The 18755-nt window shown below is 37.3% G+C and carries 18 protein-coding genes; 6 read left to right on the forward strand and 12 right to left on the reverse strand.

Features of this window, described 5'->3' with window-relative positions; all coding sequences use genetic code 11:
- Positions 1-29: 29 nt before the first annotated feature.
- A complete protein-coding gene (gene rpsA, locus H6607_02915; protein ID MCB9261316.1) occupies positions 30-2126 on the reverse strand; it encodes a 30S ribosomal protein S1 in 2097 nt (698 codons plus the stop codon).
- Between the two features lie 360 nt (positions 2127-2486).
- Between rpsA and H6607_02920 the strand changes: the two genes are divergently transcribed.
- Both H6607_02920 and H6607_02925 read left to right on the forward strand, forming a co-directional pair.
- Positions 2487-3809: a T9SS type A sorting domain-containing protein gene (locus tag H6607_02920; GenBank protein MCB9261317.1), complete on the forward strand. Its 1323-nt coding sequence runs from the start codon at positions 2487-2489 to the stop codon at positions 3807-3809.
- Positions 3810-3826: 17 nt separating this feature from the next.
- The gene (locus tag H6607_02925) at positions 3827-4927 is read left to right on the forward strand and encodes a c-type cytochrome (protein ID MCB9261318.1); all 1101 of its coding nucleotides are present in this window, start codon (positions 3827-3829) and stop codon (positions 4925-4927) included.
- Here H6607_02925 and H6607_02930 read toward each other — a convergent pair.
- Positions 4905-5411: an SRPBCC family protein gene (locus tag H6607_02930; protein ID MCB9261319.1), complete on the reverse strand. Its 507-nt coding sequence runs from the start codon at positions 5409-5411 to the stop codon at positions 4905-4907. The genes H6607_02925 and H6607_02930 overlap by 23 nt on opposite strands.
- A gap of 122 nt (positions 5412-5533) precedes the next feature.
- Here H6607_02930 and H6607_02935 point away from each other — a divergent pair, with 122 nt between their 5' ends.
- The 3 genes from H6607_02935 to H6607_02945 are packed head-to-tail and all read left to right on the forward strand — an operon-like array spanning position 5534 to position 9560.
- Positions 5534-7627, forward strand: coding sequence for a PKD domain-containing protein (locus H6607_02935; protein ID MCB9261320.1), 2094 nt, complete (start codon positions 5534-5536; stop codon positions 7625-7627).
- Between the two features lie 56 nt (positions 7628-7683).
- Positions 7684-8250, forward strand: a complete 567-nt coding sequence (locus tag H6607_02940; GenBank protein ID MCB9261321.1) for an RNA polymerase sigma factor — start codon at positions 7684-7686, stop codon at positions 8248-8250.
- Positions 8247-9560: a hypothetical protein gene (locus tag H6607_02945; GenBank protein ID MCB9261322.1), complete on the forward strand. Its 1314-nt coding sequence runs from the start codon at positions 8247-8249 to the stop codon at positions 9558-9560. Before H6607_02940 ends, H6607_02945 begins: the two co-directional genes overlap by 4 nt.
- On the opposite strand, the gene H6607_02950 is transcribed toward H6607_02945, so the two are convergent.
- Positions 9554-10093: an adenine phosphoribosyltransferase gene (locus H6607_02950; protein MCB9261323.1), complete on the reverse strand. Its 540-nt coding sequence runs from the start codon at positions 10091-10093 to the stop codon at positions 9554-9556. The genes H6607_02945 and H6607_02950 overlap by 7 nt on opposite strands.
- 3 nt (positions 10094-10096) lie before the next feature.
- Entirely contained in the window at positions 10097-10651 is a 555-nt protein-coding gene (locus tag H6607_02955) for a pentapeptide repeat-containing protein (protein ID MCB9261324.1), read from the reverse strand.
- Between the two features lie 471 nt (positions 10652-11122).
- Here H6607_02955 and H6607_02960 point away from each other — a divergent pair, with 471 nt between their 5' ends.
- Positions 11123-12565, forward strand: coding sequence for an aldehyde dehydrogenase (locus H6607_02960; GenBank protein ID MCB9261325.1), 1443 nt, complete (start codon positions 11123-11125; stop codon positions 12563-12565).
- A gap of 18 nt (positions 12566-12583) precedes the next feature.
- Here H6607_02960 and H6607_02965 read toward each other — a convergent pair whose 3' ends face one another.
- The 8 genes from H6607_02965 to H6607_03000 all read right to left on the reverse strand — a co-directional run bounded on the left by H6607_02965 (position 12584) and on the right by H6607_03000 (position 18563).
- On the reverse strand, positions 12584-12886 hold the full coding sequence (locus H6607_02965; GenBank protein ID MCB9261326.1) for a hypothetical protein: 303 nt from the start codon (positions 12884-12886) through the stop codon (positions 12584-12586).
- Between the two features lie 60 nt (positions 12887-12946).
- Positions 12947-13705 carry an SIMPL domain-containing protein gene (locus H6607_02970; GenBank protein ID MCB9261327.1) on the reverse strand — a complete coding sequence of 253 codons (759 nt, stop codon included), beginning with the start codon at positions 13703-13705 and terminating at the stop codon, positions 12947-12949.
- Between the two features lie 170 nt (positions 13706-13875).
- Positions 13876-14367, reverse strand: a complete 492-nt coding sequence (locus H6607_02975; protein ID MCB9261328.1) for a hypothetical protein — start codon at positions 14365-14367, stop codon at positions 13876-13878.
- Positions 14368-14529: 162 nt separating this feature from the next.
- Positions 14530-15078, reverse strand: coding sequence for a hypothetical protein (locus H6607_02980; GenBank protein MCB9261329.1), 549 nt, complete (start codon positions 15076-15078; stop codon positions 14530-14532).
- A gap of 135 nt (positions 15079-15213) precedes the next feature.
- The gene (locus H6607_02985; GenBank protein MCB9261330.1) at positions 15214-15954 is read right to left on the reverse strand and encodes a hypothetical protein; all 741 of its coding nucleotides are present in this window, start codon (positions 15952-15954) and stop codon (positions 15214-15216) included.
- 344 nt (positions 15955-16298) lie between these two features.
- Positions 16299-17027, reverse strand: coding sequence for a hypothetical protein (locus H6607_02990; protein MCB9261331.1), 729 nt, complete (start codon positions 17025-17027; stop codon positions 16299-16301).
- A 321-nt stretch (positions 17028-17348) separates the two neighbouring features.
- Positions 17349-17783 (reverse strand): hypothetical protein, encoded by a 435-nt coding sequence (locus H6607_02995; protein ID MCB9261332.1) that lies wholly within the window; start codon positions 17781-17783, stop codon positions 17349-17351.
- 522 nt (positions 17784-18305) lie between these two features.
- Positions 18306-18563 carry a hypothetical protein gene (locus H6607_03000; protein ID MCB9261333.1) on the reverse strand — a complete coding sequence of 86 codons (258 nt, stop codon included), beginning with the start codon at positions 18561-18563 and terminating at the stop codon, positions 18306-18308.
- Positions 18564-18755 lie beyond the last annotated feature (192 nt).

Below are 18755 nucleotides of genomic sequence, written 5' to 3' on the forward strand. Positions count from 1 at the left end.
AGTTAATATATTAAATGTTTTATGCAATCTTAATTTGCTAAGAACTCTTTAAGTTGCTCTGACCAGCCATTTTTCGAGAAAGCGTCAGCTTTGCCAATGGTGGTTTCTAATTCCACTATTTGATCAGCGTTTAAAGCTGCCAACTGGGCATAAGTTGTATAACCCGCTTCATGGATTTTTTTCTCCAATGCAGGGCCAACACCGGCCAATTTTTTCATATCATCAGCACCAGTGTTAGATTTAGCTGCTTTTTCTTTTTTTGGAGCAGGCTCATCAGAAGAAACTTTGTCTGATTTTTCCTTTTCCATTTTAGCCAATTTTGCTTCGGCAGATTTTCTGTTTTCTGCTTCCATCTTGGCTTTAAGTTCTGCTAAACCGTCAAGCTCGCCGAGGGTAGAAACGTCGTTAGACTTGTTCAGTTTCTTAACCATTTTGCTGGCTTGTTTTGCTGATTTTTTCTTGGCCTCATCATCGCCGTCAATGCGGGCTCTTTCTTGCTCTTTCCAAATATCGGTATGAGAAACAATGATTCTTTTTTGATCTTTGTTGAACTCAATGATTCTGAAATTCAAAACCTCATCAACTTTTACCGAAGTTTTATCTTCTTTTTTGATGTGTTTATTAGGAGCAAAACCTTCTACACCATAAGGAAGAGCAATGGTAGCACCCTTGTCGGTCATTTCAGTAACAGTTCCTTCGTGTTCCGAACCTTCGGTGAAAATGCTTTCAAATGTATCCCAAGGATTTTCGTCCAATTGTTTATGACCAAGGCTCAAACGTCTGTTTTCGCGGTCTATTTCAAGAACGATAACCTCTAACTCTTCTCCTTTTTTAGTAAACTCGGCAGGATGCTTAATTTTTTTGCTCCAGCTCAAATCACTTACGTGTACTAAGCCATCAACACCTTCTTCCAATTCTACAAACAAACCGTAGTTGGTAAGATTTCTAACCACACCTTTGTGTTTGCTTTCAATTGGATATTTAGCTTCGATGTTTTCCCATGGGTCAGGAGTAAGTTGTTTTATGCCAAGAGACATTTTGTGTTCATCTTTTTCAAGAGTAAGCACCACAGCTTCTACTTCATCGCCCACTTGCATAAAGTCTTGAGGTGTTCTCAAATGTTGAGACCAAGACATTTCTGAAACGTGAACTAAACCTTCTATACCCGGAGCAACTTCGATAAATGCACCGTAATCGGCCACAGTAACTACTTTACCTTTTACTTTAGACCCAACTTGAATGTCGGCACTCAAATCAGCCCATGGGTGAGGAGTAAGTTGTTTTAAGCCAAGAGAAATTCGTTTTTTATCGTCATCGAAGTCAAGCACCACAACGTTGATTTTTTGGTCAAGTTGCAATACTTCTTCCGGATGGTTGATTCTGCCCCAAGATACGTCAGTAATGTGAAGCAATCCGTCTAAACCACCAAGGTCGATGAACACACCAAAAGAAGTCATGTTTTTAACAACACCTTCAAGCACTTGACCTTTTTCAAGTCTTGAAAGGATTTCTCCTTTTTGGGCTTCAATATCATCTTCGATAAGAGCTTTGTGCGAAATAACAACGTTTTTGAAGGCTTCGTTAATCTTAACAACCTTAAATTCCATTGTTTGACCAACGTATTGGTCGTAGTCGCGAATTGGTTTAACGTCGATTTGAGAACCTGGCAAGAATGCGTCAAGTCCGTTAACATCAACTACCAAACCACCTTTGGTTCTAGATTTTACTAAACCTCGAACAATTTCGCCGGTTTCTTGAGCTTTGGTAACCATATCCCAAGAAGTTTCAGCTAATGCTTTTCTTCTTGAAAGAACTAATTGACCAAGAGCATCTTCTGTTTCCACTACATAAACTTCAACCTCATCGCCAACTTTTAAATCAGGTTGGTTTTTGAACTCTGTTCTACCAACCAAACCATCCGATTTAAAGTTAACATCAACAACCACGTATTTTTTGGTCATTGACACAACTTTACCTTTAATGATTGAACCAGCTTCGATGGTGTTGAACGTTTGAGAATACAATCCCATCAATTCATTTTTGTTAGAATCGTCATACTGTCCAAAGCCTTCTTTGTCCATAGACCAATCAAATGCATTAGCATCGTGAACCGGATTGTCGTTAATTTCGACTTTAGGTCTTCTAACTTCTGCTACTTCGTCTTCCTCATCTTCGTCAGATGTGTTCACAAAGTCTTCGGTAATTGTTTCTGTAATTTCGTTTTGTTCGGTTTGTTCCGCCGTAACATCCTGGGTTTCGGCAGCATCAAGAGATACTTGTTCGTTCTCTAATTCGTTGTTTTGTTCTGTCAAATCAATGTGTCCTCCTTTGAGCGGCGGCAAATTTAAAATTCATAATTGAAAAACCAAAAAGTATTGTTTCTTTTTTTCTTAAAGAAAATTCTAACGAAATATGACATTAAAAATGACTTTGGTTGGTTGCATCTAACATCTCTTATCCTTAAATTTGACACTTTATTTTTGATTATGAAGAAGCATCTAATAGCATTTTTGTCAGGAACAGTTTTGATGGGGGTAAATGTTTTTGCCCAAACACCTGCGGTAAAAGGGGTTCAGTGGAATGAACAAACATCGAAGATTAAGATAGTAAATTTAGATCAGCATGGGAGTGTCCTGAACAATGTAGGCGAGGTTTCTATCCAAAATGGTCAGAAATACTTGGCTAATTCTCTTTATAATAATCAATCATCCGGTATGTTGACGTTTGTTACAGAGACGAACGACCCAACTTTGAGGTTTGCTGTTCACCCAGGAGCTCAGCAAATTGTGTTTGCAAACGCTCAAAACGGAGAGGTAATAAAGACAGTGCCTATTAACGCTTCTATAATGACATCTTTTGCCATTGGCGAGAAAAATAGAATGGGCTTTATCACAGAGGAAGGCAATTTTAATCCCTACGGAAACAACAATGAAGATATTTCAATGGTGGTTTTTGATATGAACACTGGAGGTTTAACGGGGAAAATTAAACTTTCATCTCTTTCCATTACCAGCGGTGTAAACGCTCCTTTTGTGGGCAATGTGACCCCCGTTGATGGCAACGGATTGGCTCAGGATGTATCTTTGAGTAATGTGTGCTATGTTCATAAAACCCAAATGCTTTATTTTGCTTCTAAAGACGTTACTGGCACCAATAAACTATTCAAAATAAATGCCGCCTCGAATGTTATTGAAAGTCAAACAACTATTGATTATGACATTCTGGATTTTGTATATGACAATACAAAAGACAATCTGAAGGTGTTGTTTGTAGAAAAAAGTGGAGAAGAGTCCATCCTTAAAATAGGGGAGATGAGTTTGAAAACACACGAAATTACTGCCCAAAATGAGGTTGTAAATTTAGGTGGAGTGAAAATCATCAATGATGGATTTGTGAAAATTGACGCTCAAAATGAGTTCATCTTTGTTGGTAAAATGATTAACGGCAAAATGAATGTTTATACCTTTGGAAGTGATTTGAATCTTGTTTCGCAGGTAACCAATCAAAATACAGATAGACTTGATTTTGAGTTTCCCTATTCCTTTCAAAATTCTGCTACCATTGCGGATGGCGTGATAAGCATGTACCCTAATCCTGCTACCTCTGAGGTAACAGTAGAATCAGATTTGACAACCGTAACAAATGTTAAAATTATGAACATGCTTGGTGAGGTTGTTAGAGTAATAGAAGTTCAGTCAGGATTGCGAGCAAACACCATTAGCGTTGATGGATTAGTTCCAGGAGCATACACTCTATCTATCGAGTCTGATAAATCTGTTACTGAAAACAAAACTCTTATCATACAGTAATCGATTTTTGACATGCGATGAATCAACTGATAGATACGAGATACTTGAAATATCTAAAACATTTTCTTATACTGCTGTCGGTATTTGCAGTTGGTGGGTTTATGAGTGGTTGTGGCCCCGAACCACCGCCAGAAATTATTGGCCCCGGCAGCAAAGCCGATACCGCACTGGTGGAACGAACAGATTTGCCACCTTTACGAATTCCGGCAGACAACCCCCTTACATTGGCCGGAGTTGACTTAGGAAGACATTTGTTTTACGACCCAATGCTAAGTGGAGATGGCACTCAAGCCTGTGGAACATGCCACAATCAAAAATTTGCTTTTACGGATAATGGCAATCCTGTGAGTCAGGGAATAAGAGGTAGTTTCGGAAAGCGTAATGCAATGACTATCTTTAATTTAATGTGGGTAGATAGCTTTTTCTGGGACAGCCGAGCAAAAACCTTACGACAATTAGCTACGATGCCCATTGAAAATCCCATAGAAATGGATGCACGGATACCTGATGTTTTAGTGAAACTAAACAACTCGGCCATGTATCGGCAAAAATTTAAAGACGCATTTAATACAGACACAATTTTAAAAGAGCATTTAGAGAAAGCACTCGAGCAGTTTTTGTTAAGCATTACCTCTGACAATTCAAAATTTGATAGATCAAATAGAGGAGAAGTAGAACTTACAAGTGCAGAACTAAAAGGTTTCAACGCATTAAAAATAAAAGGGTGTTTTAATTGCCATTCAACATCACTTTTAATTGACAATAAATCGCACAACACGGCTCTGGATCCATACCCTAAGGATTCGGGTAAAATGGGTTTTACAAAACTTACAAAAGATAAATTTAGCTTTAAAACGCCTTCATTAAGAAATATTATGGTGACCGCTCCGTATATGCATGATGGTCGTTTTATGACCATTGACGAGGTAATTCGGTTTTATGAAGAGGTGGGTAATAATCTGAATACTTCCAACAACTCTAATGCACCCAGAGACTTAATGACCATTGCTCCTCGAAACAGAATAACTGAGGAGGAAATGGCCGACATCAAAGCATTTTTGAATACGCTTACAGACGAAAAATTTCTGAATAATCCTAAGTATTCGGATCCATTCTGATGGTTTTTTCTCTCTGAATAATTTCGTGCCAATCATTTCCTTCGGCATATTTCTTTATGATAGCGTTTCTTTCAACCAACACTTTGGTTAAGTATTTTTTTAAGAATAGAATATCTGCGAGTCTTCCCAAAATGCCCAAAGGAGCTTGGTAGTCGAAATAGTCCGTCATCACACAACTTCCATTATTGTCTTCAAAAAGGTGCTTGTGGTAAAGGCTTTTGAAGATTCCTTTTTCCATTTCGTCAACAAAAAAATGCGGAAACTGAAGTTCTGTAATTCTACTGGTAAGATGCTGGTATATTCCAAAATGTTTTGCCTTCCAAGTTACCGTTTCGTTCAAATCAATCAAACCTGAAACAACTCCCGAAATGGCTGTTTCATCCGTATTTGAAGTTGAAATTTGGTGCAAATCAATACTTCTCGATAAATCAAAAACCCGTTCAACGGGAGCTTTAATGATGGTTTGAAGTCTTATGTGCGGCATAAAAACAGTGATAAAACAAATGTCAAAAGTAAAGAAATGGGGAGCAAATAACTTTTTTTAAAAATTCATCCAACCATTTTATCCTTAGCTTCGTATTGGTTTTTCAAAAGAGAATAAAAAATATGAGAAAGATACTTTACATTATTGGAATTATTTGGCTTTTGTTTTTGAGCAATACCCAAGCCAACGCACAATGCGATGCACAGTTTTCCTGGTATATGACCAGTGTTTCCGGACTGTTTTATTTTCAGGATTCTTCCGGAAATCAATATACACAGGAACATTGGGATTTTGGCGATGGAACTCGGGATTCCACATTTGGTTTTGCACAGCATAAATACAATAGTGCCGGAACCTATAAGGTTTGCAGAATTGTTATGGATTCAAAAGTGCCATGTGCAGATACATTTTGTGTTACCGTAGTTTATACCACGGGCTGCGATGCACATTTTTCGAGTTATATAAAAGGAGACTCGGTTTATTTTGTAGATAATTCAACCAAGGCCGCCACCCATATATGGACTTTTGGCGATGGGACAACTTCCACAGCCAAAAATCCGATACACAAGTATAGTTCTTCATTGAGCTGGGCAACGGTTTGTTTACAAATTTATGATAGCACAGCTACGTGTTCAGATCAATATTGTGTAACTATTGCCCTACCAAATGGCAACAATTGCAATGCGGATTTCGATACTTATGTAAGCGGAAGCTCGGTTAGCTTTTACCCCAAAGATTATAGCAGTAAAATATACCGTTGGACCTTTGGCGATGGTGATACATCAAGCAGTTTTAGCCCTTATCATAAATATCAAACAACATCTATTCAGACTTTTAATGTTTGCCATTATGTGAGTGATTCAAGTATGGCTTGCAGTGATTCCGTTTGCAAAACGGTTACGGTTTATCCAGATACGTGCGATGTGAGTTTTACGCTCTCTCAATATAAAAATGTAGTTGCATTAAAAGCAAATTCAAATGTGGCAACCACTCATCATTATTGGACTTTTGGTGATGGGCATTCGGTTAGTGGTGGTGGGGGCAGTGTTACTTACACCTATCAACCCGTCACAACAGCCACCACATATCAGGTGTGTCATTATATAATGGATTCTACGTTGGGTTGCAATGATACTTCTTGTCAATACATAATAGTATATCCAGATAGTTGCAATGCAGCGTTTAGTACGCAAATTAGCGGAAATTCGGTTCGATTTTCGGGAGTATATCAGGCCAATAGGTTTTACTATTGGACTTTTGGAGACGGAGCAACCAGCACAGGCAATAACTCGGTAAGTATTGTACACACTTATTCAAAACAGGGCACATATAATGCATGCCTCACCGTTTGGGATACTACTGGATGTCAAAGTACCTATTGCGATAGTATCGTGGTTGGAGGCTCAGCTACTGGTTGTCAGGCCGATTTCAGCTTTTATGTGATGGATACCATTGCCCATTTCAAAAACATGTCCTCGTCAAACACCACTCAATATTTGTGGAGTTTTGGTGATGGAACTTCTTCGACACAAAAAAATCCGAGTCATCATTACACCTATTTTGGAACATATACTGTTTGCCTTTATGCTTACGATAGTGGATGCGTAGATTCCATCTGCAAGTCGGTAACTATTGACAGTATGAAAAGTTGCACGGCATTTTTTAGAGTAGCGGTTGATACCAATACAAAGTATAAGTTGTACTTAATTAATGGCTCATCCAACAAATCATCACATCAATATTATTGGAATTTTGGAGATGGAGGCACATCAACCCAACGCAATCCAAGCCACCATTACTCAACCTTTGGTAGATACAATGTGTGTCTTACGGTAATAGATTCTTCAGCCAATTGTTATGATACTTATTGCGACACGTTAGGGCTTGATTCGTTGGGAAGGTTACTAAAGGTTGATGGTTTTGATATTGAAGTTCTTGACCAACTGGGTGTTGGCAATAAATTGAATAAAAATAATTTTCGCATCTATCCAAACCCAACCTCAGGGCTGGTTAATATTGAGTTGGTTCAAGGAAAATCAGAAGGGGCAATTGTAAGAATTTATTCAATGAACGGCATTTTGATTTCTGAGGTTGAAATGGAAGCGGATGGAAAAGCGAATTTGGACATAGCCCATCAGCCCGATGGACTGTATTTAATTGAAATATCGGGCAAGCAAGTAATGGTAAGAGAGAAATTTATCAAATTGACTAATTAATTCTATAACCTACAATTAGGAGCGATTCGCCGCAGGCGAATCGCTCTTTTTAGCTTATGTCAATATCCCCAAAGCTCATAAAAGATTGTTTGCAAAACAAAAGGAGGGCTCAAAATGAGCTTTACAATGAGCTTTTTAGTTATTTGATGAACATTTGCATACGATACAAAACCAACTATGATGATGCGGGATCAGCTTTAAACGCAATTTATTTTAAGATATTGAAAGGGTTAGTTGCCATAGATATAAATAAACCATTTTTACCCTGGGTCAAAACCATTGCCATCAGGCACTTAGTGGATGAATATAGACAAAATAAAAAGTATATACCGAATGAGGCTTCAATAAATGATTTGGAGTTTATGGTTGAATCTACCGAAATGGATGTAAACCAAAAATTGAATGCCGAAGATATTTTAAACCTGATAAAACAGTTGCCCGAAACCACCTCGCAGGTATTCAACCTATATGTAATTGATGGATACAAACACAGGGAAATATCAGAAATGCTTGAGGTAAGCGAAGGAACTTCAAAATGGCACTTAAATATGGCCAGAAAACAGTTGCAAGCCATGTTGGCTGCCGAAACAAAACGATTGCAAAACATAAAAGTAGAACTATGAGCAGTTGGGATAAATTAGATGAAATGTTTAAAAAGGGGCATCAACAGGAATACAGCCCGGATGCCGAATTGTGGAATAAGGCCAGTGAACAGTTGGAGGTACTTTATCCGGTTAAAAAGAAAAGGATTATTTATATAGTTGCCGCTTTAGTGGCGTTGGTTTGTGTTGGCTTATGGTGGTCGATGAATAAATTAGATTCTACCAAAAGGAGTGATATTCAAGTAGAAAGTCAAACAGCAGAGGAAAGTAAAGTTGAAAATTTCACTGATTTTAATGATTCAAACACGAATGCAACAACTGAAGAATCAACAAAAAATGCAACTGAAACAATTCAAGAAAAAAGCTTCGCTAAATCATCAAATCCCAAAATAAAATATGAAGAGCCTTTATCAAAAAGGGGCGAATTGGGAATTGACGATTTTGCAAAACAGCTCGAAGAATGGAAGGCAAAACGGAGTTTTGAGACGGGAAAAGGAGGTGAGTTGAGAGGAGAATTGCCAAAAGATAAAAGGGCAATATCAACGGATTATTTAGAGGCAATGTCAGCCAAAAAGGAAATTCAGTTTGAAAGATATGATTGGAAAGGTCAATCGGCAGGATTGAATTCGGTTTACAAGAATTCCAGACAATGGAGATTTTATGTTTCCGCTGAAGCCAACATGTCGGCAACAAATAAAACGCCAACCAGAAGTGTTGAAAGCCAAGAATTTGGAACAACCATGCGTTATTTTAACAAGTGGCAAGAAGTAACGAGTAGGGTAGGTGTTTACAAAAACAAATGGGCGTTGGAGATTGGGGCAGGACTGTCGAAGGTGCAAACCGAATCGGTGGTAAGAAACCAAGTTGTGGGTGAAAAAGTGGATACCACCAATAGATATTTTACATTGGTCAACAGTGAGTATAATGCCAATGGCAGAAAAGTGTGGCTGATAAAAGAAATCGTGGAAACCAGAGTTTCTAAAGACACGGCAAATGCCAAAATAGAATTAACTCAAAAGGCAGAATCGGCAAACTACATTCATCTGCCCGTTTCGGTGGCATACAAGTTTGTAAATAAGAGAACCTTTGGAATTTCGGCTCGTACGGGATTTGATGTTATGTTGTTGACCAATTCAAACATTGTTGGCAACGATTTCAACAAAATCCATACACGATTAAATTCGGGTATGGAAGTGAATGTTAATCGCTTTCATTGGCAACCCTATTTCAGAATTTCAGGGGTTTGGAGTTTGAATTCTATTTATAAACGCGATATTTTGAAACCAACAACCACAATGACTGCTTTTGGGTTGAGGTATGTTTTTTATTGATAGGTTAACAATGAAAAAACAGGAGTGTCAGGGGGTAATAGATTTCGACCTCCCAAAAATTCAAGTTCTATAAGAAAAGAAAATTCAACCACTTGTGCCTCAAGTCGTTGCAGGAGTTTGAACCCTGCCCTGGCAGTGCCGCCCGTGGCAAGCAAATCATCATGTAGCACCACTTTGCTGCCTGGTTTTAAAGCATCTTCGTGAATTTCTATGGTGGCATTGCCATATTCTAAATCGTATTTTTCTTGCAAGGTGTTATAGGGTAGTTTTCCGGCTTTTCTTATGGGGATAAAAGGAATATTTAACCGATTGGCTATAAGCATTCCAAACAAAAAGCCTCTTGATTCAATGCCAACAACTGCGTCTAAATTCAGGTGTTTGTATCTTGTGGCAAATGTGTCGGCAATGTCATTGCATAGTTTATGGTCTTTCAAAACAGGTGTAATGTCTTTAAAAACAATGCCCGGTTTTGGAAAATCAGGCACATCACGAACCACGCTTTCCAATTGCTGCGAAACGGTTTTTATATTCATAACTTATTCAAGTTTAATGTCTAAATGAGAAACCAAACCAACCAAATTTTCTTTAGAAAACAGCGTTTTTTTTAACCTATTTTTCTCGGGAGATAGGATGAAATGGTTTGCAGTTCGGAAGTCTGTTTTTTCTAAAATACTTTGGTCAAAGGTGGCATAAAGCAAATTGCAAGTATCAAAAACAGCATTGGTCAAATCACATTCGGTAAAATCAGTCTCGGTTAAATCACAATTTGTAAAGCTGGTATTTTTTAGCAGGGTTTGATAAAATGAACAACTCTGAAGGTTGCAGTTATTAAATGTTACCGAAAGTCCAAATTTGTTGCACGTATCAAAATGAAGCCCTAACATTTTGCATTGGTCAAACAAAACATCTCGAAAAGTTGCATTAGATATTTTCACGAGACTGAGATTGCAGTTGATAAACGAGCAATCAATAAACTTGAATTCCGAAAAATTCTGATCGCCAAAATTACATTCGGCAAAACGGCAGTTTTCATACTCACCAGCTTGCAGTTCTTTAATGTTTTGATATTGTTGAGCGTCGAAATAATTCATTTTGCAAACTTAATTTCAAAGCACCCAATCAAAGAAATTATTGGTGATAATGCAATTATATTGTTGATTTGGATAGTCGGTTTGCCAACTTTGCCGCGGTTGATTTTTACTTTTACTCCACTTAATCTCAAATGTGTGATAGATCGTTGTTCAATCCAGTCTAAATCTGCACTCGAATATCGTCTCCAGAAATGTTAATACTTGCTCTTCCCTTGTAGTCCATATACTTCAACCATTCATTTATAAAAAAAACTCCCACAAAGCACCCTTTGTCAGGCCGTATTACCATGTCAGAAAAATTGTTGATAAAAGCATATTTTTAGGATTAGTAAAAATAATTAGACTAAAGTTTATGGTTAATCGTATGAATTAACCCTAATTATTCTGGTTACTTTGAATCTTAAACATGGATTTAATAAAAAACGGTCTGCATAAACTTCACTAAATTCGAGCCGTCAATTTTGCATTAGTATGTACAAACTCAAAAATTACATCAACGGACAGTTAGTGGAGCCAATTTCGGGAGAATATTTGGATAATTTTCAACCTTCAACCGGCAAGGTATATAGCCACATTCCTCGTTCTGGAAAGGCAGATGTAGATGAAGCTGTTTCGGCAGCCAAAGCGGCTTTCCCTGCGTGGAGCAGCATGAGAAACGAAGAGCGTTCGGATATTTTGTTGAGGTTGTCTAATTTGATAAATGAAAATTTAGAAACATTGGCCGAGGCCGAAAGCAAAGACAATGGCAAGCCTTTGTGGTTGGCCAGAGAGGTGGATATACCTCGAGCTCGCGATAACTTCGCTTTTTTTGCAACAGCCATAAAGCATTTTGCCAGCGAGAGCCATCGCACCAGCGATAATATTATAAACTACACCACCCGAACGGCCATTGGGGTGGCAGGCTGCATATCTCCATGGAATTTGCCGTTGTATCTTTTCAGCTGGAAAGTAGCTCCGGCGTTGGCTGCCGGCAACACGGTGGTTGCAAAACCCAGCGAGGTAACGCCCATGACGGCCTACAAACTTTCAGAACTCTGCATAGAGGCCGGAATGCCTGCCGGAGTGTTTAACATTGTGCATGGATTGGGCACCGAAACCGGAAATGCCATTGTGGAACACCCCGATGTAACACTTATCTCATTTACTGGTGGAACCACCACTGGGGCTCACATAGCTCGAACAGCGGCTCCAATGTTTAAAAAACTGAGCCTTGAGCTTGGCGGCAAAAACCCAAACATCATTTTTGATGATTGCGATTTTGATAAAATGCTCAAAACCACACTCAATTCATCTTTTGCCAATCAAGGGCAGATTTGTTTGTGCGGTTCTCGCATATATGTGCAAAGAGGCATTTACGAAAAATTTAAAACAGCATTTGTAGAAAAGGTGGCTGCCATGAAGGTTGGAAATCCCAACGAATCAGACAGCCGTTTGGGAGCCATTGTGTCTCAGCCGCATTTTGAAAAAATAAAAAGCTACATTCAGCTTGCTCAAGAAGAAGGAGGAGTGGTGTTGACCGGAGGCGAAGAGGTGAAGCTAACGGGAGAAGAAGCAGGTGGCTGGTATTTGCGGCCAACGGTAATAGAAGGGCTCAACGAGACCTGCCGTACCAATCAAGAAGAAATATTTGGCCCCGTGGTAACTATTCAACCATTTGATACGGAAGAAGAGGCCATAGCATTGGCAAACTCAACGGGATACGGACTTGCATCAACCGTTTGGACAGAAAATTTGAGTCGGGCACATCGGGTAGCCGATCAGTTGAAGGCCGGAATTGTTTGGATAAATTGCTGGCTTGTGAGAGATTTGAGAACACCATTTGGCGGAATGAAAAATTCTGGTGTGGGCAGAGAAGGTGGCTGGGAAGCCCTTCGGTTTTTTACAGAAGCAAAGAATGTTTGTATAAAGTATTGATAAAAAAGTGAAGATTATTCACTTTTCAATTTCCTCCTCAGTTTGTTTATCCAAATCGGGCGTGGCAGAAACTCGTGATAAGAAATGGATGGTTCCTTTTCCTTCACATTGTTTATTGGCCAATACAATACCTAACACTAAGCCAACAAAAGTCAGAAATATGCCGATAATCAACGTGTCGATTGTTTGATTTCCCATGTAGATAAAAGCTCCAATGGCCGCACCAATCAGTGCAGGAGAAAGAACAATAAGCACCCAACCAGCAATTTCAAACACCAGTTCCAAATAGTAAAAACCATCTTTCTTCGTTTCTTTTTTCATATCGTTTATGTTTTTGTATAAATGAAACAACCACTTGATGCTTTAAGAAAGGCAAAATCTTTATTCTAAAAAGAAAACAATAGTACTTACCACACGTGCTTTTTGCAAGTATGGCTCTTTGGGTTTTTCACTGTATCCACCCATGTCTTCATCATAATAATATTGCCCGGCAATGGTAATTTGACCTTGTGAAGCGGTTTTTATTTTTCCCAGTTTTGCCTTCGAATCGTTTGCAAATTGCTCTCCGGCCACACGTGCATTTTTTGTGCTTTCGGCTATTAACTGAGGTTTGATAGAGTTTAATTCAGGGAAGACGTAATTGCTTGAAATATTGGATGTTAAGTCTTTGCTGATTAAATCCAACTCAATTTCCGACACTTTGTCTTCTGTCGTTTTCACATCTTTCGACTGAATTGTTAAACTTTGTGTTATGGTGTATCTATCTATTTTAACTTCTGTTTGTACTCCGTTTATCCACCTTGCCTCGTAATATTTCTGCCGATCATATACATTTATATTGTTAATTTTTAGTTCGTTTTCGTTGTATCCTTTTTTCTTGAGATAAGAAACAATTGAATTCTTCTTCGTTTCTGTACGCTGAATAATATCTTGCAATTCATCTCCCGAAAATGAAAAACTCAACGAAATGGTGGCACTTTCTGCCGTCATATTCATTTCGGCCAATCCTTTTACGGTTACTATTCTATCTTTATCACTAAATGTTTTTAATCCTTTGTAGATAAAAAAACCTAACGAAAGAAGCCCTAACAATATAAAAACGCCAACTCCAATGGATTTTGATAAATCTCTGTTTTCCATAATGTCTTTTTTTTTGTTGTTACTCAAAATGCATTTGAATACATATTTTCTTATTTCGTAATTAAACCCTTTACCATCATTCAATTACCTAGTGCTTCACAATCGATTTTGGACAACAACGAAACCAAAATGATATGTTGTTTTGATAATCAATAAATGGCTCACTTTCTTCAATCATCGTCTTTTTCGGCGTTATGCTGTTCGGATGCAGAATTGTTATTTCCGTTTCTAATTTCTGTGTGTCTTATTTCGCCACCAGTAGTGCCCGTTTGTTTCGCAAAAAACAATGCAATGAAGGCAAAAACTAAGGTGGCTATTGAAACGATGGAAGAAAAGGATTTTTGCTTAATACTTGCCCAAAGACCGAGAAGCGAAATACCTCCCAAAATATATGATAGAAATGCAAAAGTTTCGGCTGTTTCTTCGTGGGTTTCAATAAAATGTTTTGAAACACCGTTTATTTCCTCCACCACTTCTTCTGCTCCTTCGCCCGTGGTCATTGCGGCTATTGCAGCAAACGCACCAAGAATAAAAATCATAAATGCCGTTCGTTTAACAGCTTCTGATTTTGAAACAAAACCCGTAATCATTACGATTACCCCTACCATCGGGAAAATAATAGGTAGATGATTTACCACCAAATGCCAATGTGCTCCGTTCATATTATTGTATTTTAAAATTAACTATTTACACCAATTTGCCATTCGCAATATAGTTTTATTAAGTCACTCGATTTCAAATTTTTTTTGGTAGATTTTAAGATAACTGTTCTGCTCAGGTTGCAAGCTCCTCCTTATGGGGAGAGCCGCCTACTCGTTTGGCAGCTACCCTTCTTTTATCATTTTATAGATATTCGATTGATTAAACTGTTCTCTCCATTTCTCAATTCTATCAGTCTCACTTTCAATTTTTTGAATCTGAAATGATTCCACAAAACCAATTTTTAACCGAATTTCTTTTCCACCTTCATCTAATGGTATTTGAACAAAACAATCATGCTCATCACAAGTAATTTTTGACTTAATTAAAGCTGAATCAATTTTGTTTGACAAGAATTCTTTTCCAAATTCCATTTGATAGGATAGCACTTTTAACGAATCTATTGTATTGTTACTGGTGTATATTGAATCTAATGATTGACGAGACAATTTGTGTTCTCCTAATCGTTTGTATATCTCGTATCTTAACAGGTTTGCCTTTTCATTTACTTGCATAACACAAAGGCCACAGGTGCAATAACCACACGTTTCAGCTTCCGTTATTTGCTTCAATGCTTTTTCGTTTTTTCCCTTAGTAACGTTTTTCTCTGCTTTATCAAGTAACATAAATGAATTCTGACCATAGCTCAACTGATAAAATACTATGAGTGTCACTATGGCGAAGGATCTGAGATATTTTACTTCTATTTTCATTTTTTTAATTTCTAAGACGTTTTAGGGCTTTGTGTTCAGGCAGTTTCGCGGGCCATTGGGGTGATTTAACCAGTGAACCACGGTAGGTGTTGTGAGTTATTTTAACTTCTTAAATACATAATCCCAGTCTTTATAAGTCCAATCATTTTCACCGATAAATTCATGGTCCGCACATTCATAAATTTCATTTACATTGAAAATCTGATTATTTTCTCTTGCTTCATCCCAAAGGTTCATTAGCCCAGATTTATCCTTTATTTTTTCAAACTTATTTTTAACATTTTTAAAACAAACTAAATCTCCAAACTCTGAATTTCCACATGGATGATAATTTGAGTATTTACAGGATATACAGGTTTTAATTTCATAATTTTCAGGGAGCGTCTTTTGCATATCAATCATAAGATATTCAAAATTATACATATTCCTTGCAAATAAATTCTCTCCAAAAACAGTCTTAAAAGTTGCTTCTTTTATAACCAACTCAACACCGTAATCTTTTTTATTTTCAATACTTTTTTCCAATTTTAAAATCAGTTCGCCATTAAAATTATTCTTTAAGTGGCCAATGATTATAGGTATCTCAATTTCTAATTCAAAATTTGTTAACTCATTGTAAGAATTAAATTCAAAATTACCCTTAGTTTCTTTTGTTTCTAATGACTCAAACTCACGTCCTTCAAAGATTGTATTCCTTAATTCTAATCTTAAATTGCTTCCATGCGAAATAACCTCAGATTTGAGCGAACCGAATTTGTCAGTATATTTTACGAGATATTTTTTTAAACACATGCTCTTACTCTTTATTTTTCTGGCATTAACTATACTGTAAAACACGGAGAAGCCAAATCATCTAAACGTACTTTATTTAAAATTCTGTACGAATTTCTCCTCTTCAGTGCATGGTGTAAATATAGTTCGAAAGATAAGAAATTGATTGTCAATTTGATATAAATTATTTCCGTCTGGAACAGGTGCATCTAAATCGGGGAAGCCACTATTCGGCGACGTCGCCAACATTGCTATTATTATCACAAAAGGTCAAGTTAGCACGTGTCCTCCAGTGGTGGAAACAGCCGTATTCTATACCCCAATCCCGATAGCTATCGGGATTGGGGTGAGAGGTACACTCTCATCATTTATGGGGAGAGCCGCCTACTTGATTATGTGCTGTTATTTTTTTATTCATATGGTTTCCAGTTTTTGTCTTTGGGTTCCTTGTAATTTGCAGGTCTTACATTTCGCTTCATTTCTTCATCACAAGCTCCGAACTCAATAAAGTTTTTTTGTGCCTGTCTTAACGAAATTGTGTTTGCTCCACCTTCATAATATGGGTCGTCAAGTTGGATTGGGTCATCTTCCCAAAAGCATACAGGGCAAATATCATAAGTTCCATTTGGTTTCTCCGTAAACGTTTTATGTCCACAACAAGGACAAGCAAATTTTGAATTAACTGTCAATATTAGTAATGCCTTTTCCAATGCATCTTTGTCAAAACCGATTGATGGTCTTGTTGCAACCCAGCGTTCTTTTATATACTCTGGCAATGCGTTTATTGATTGGTCATCATCAATAATAACATAGTTCTGTCCCTCTCCTTTTTTTTCAACCCATTCTTTAATTTCGGTTCCTCTGTCTAATAATTGACTTATTTCTGTTTTGTTATTTAGTTTTGATATTGTTTCAAAATTCAATCCTCTTAATCTAAAAATCTCTTTCCATTTAGTTTCGTCATAATTTATTCTATGAGTTGTTGTCAAAACTATCGAAGCATTTGTCCTTTTGTGAAGGATTAATAAGTTTTCAAGTGCTTTTTTATTTAGTTTCATAAATCCGTCAGAATATATTTCTGCCTGTCGCCAAGTAGGTGTCGTTTCCAAAACTCCGTCTATGTCTAAAAGTATTGTCATTCTGTTTTGTGTCGGTCTTTATAATAGCACATAACTTTTTGCCGCTTGCCGCAGTGGGGGATTTCGAAGCACTTCACTTTCAACCAAGCACAAATGTTGATAGAATCACAGCACTTGATTTAACCACGTCAACCCCCATTGCGGCAAACGACTGTGCCTGTTGCACAACTCAAAAGTAACTCTATTTTTCAACTATTTCAAAAAAGTTGCAATTTTAATCTTCTTATTACCAGCGAGTTAATTGTGTTTTGTTTTTGAGGTAAAAATCTAAAATAGCGTTGAGGGTAGTTGTGCAACAGCTACCCGTGTTAGCGGTAGTGTTTACGTCATGTGTTTAAGGAAAAGTGTAATGGTTTCATATGTCAATTCGTTATCCTTGATTATATAGTTGTCAAACCAGTCGTTGTTACTTAGTGTTTGTGCTACCAACCAAGATTCTTTGCCAAGATATAAAAATCGTTTGCCGCCAACTTGTATTAACCATGAACCAAAATCCTTCTCGTGATAAGATTCTTTTGTAATCACCTTGTCTGTTAGTCGTAATAAGCAAAAGTCGAAAAGAAATTTATTCCAATTGCTTGAAACTTTTCTTTCAATGTCAAACGCATAACTTATAGCCTTGTCAATCGTATTATCAGTTGCATTGTCAACCAATTCTGCTTTTCGCCCAAATTTGTCAGTAAGAGTAACTTTAAAAACTCCGTTCGAAATTTCGTCAATTTTAGTTGTCCAACCTGGTAGTGATTTTGTGTTCATAGTGTCTGTCTAACATTACCGCCAACGGTTTCGGGCTTTGCGTTCGGGCGGGTTTCGGAGCACAAAGTTTCAATTTATTACTAAAGTTTATTAGAAGCACAAAGCTCCATCCCGATAGCTATCGGGATTGCACGTCAACCCGCATGACGCAACCCGTGTTATAGCCAGTTTTTCTATTCATTGGTCAACATTACTATTGTCTTATTTTTTGTCTCTGCACATTTATTTTCTGTCGGCATATTAGTTTTTATTTTCAATATGTCGTCATTTCTTTTAATGCTAAAGTTCATAACATTATAGATTGCGTCATTTAAGTAATATTCAAATAATTTGGTCGTGTCATTTCCATAATTTGCAAAAAATTCAAATCTGTAATTGTCAATCTCAGTCTGATAAACGCTATAAAAAATGTGTTCATTAGGTTCGTTTGAAATTGTTCTCGTCACAATGAGGTTGTTCTGTTCAAAATAGGAACAGCCAACTATGAATAGTAAAAATATCAATGCATATTTTGGTATTTTTTTATTCATATACTTTCGCTCCTTTAAAAATGTCTACAAATGTTGACCAGTCTGGTTTGTCCGCATTTACATTTAGTTTCATATTGTCGTAATAGCCTTGAATGTCTTCAGTAAACGCACCCAACGCTTCCAGAAAATCGGTCAAAGTTTTGTTTTCCCAATTTTCAGGATTGGCTAAAAAGTCTTTGCGTAATAAGCCAAGAAACTTAATGAAATTTTGTCTGTCCGTTACTTTAAAGTCGTTAAGTGTGTCGTTCATAAAATTGGCTATAACGTGCCAGCACTAAATGTTGTGCCACTTTTTTCACTATTTGTTGTCAGTATAAATATACAATTTTATTTCTAATTCCCTGTCTGTCAGGCATAACATTTAGTGCACGTGTGTGCCGCCAATGGCAAACACCCTCCAAGTTTAGTTGAAAGGAGAGTGATAACCAATAGTTATGTTGGA

Source organism: Flavobacteriales bacterium, from assembly GCA_020635395.1.
GTDB lineage: Bacteria > Bacteroidota > Bacteroidia > NS11-12g > UBA9320 > UBA987.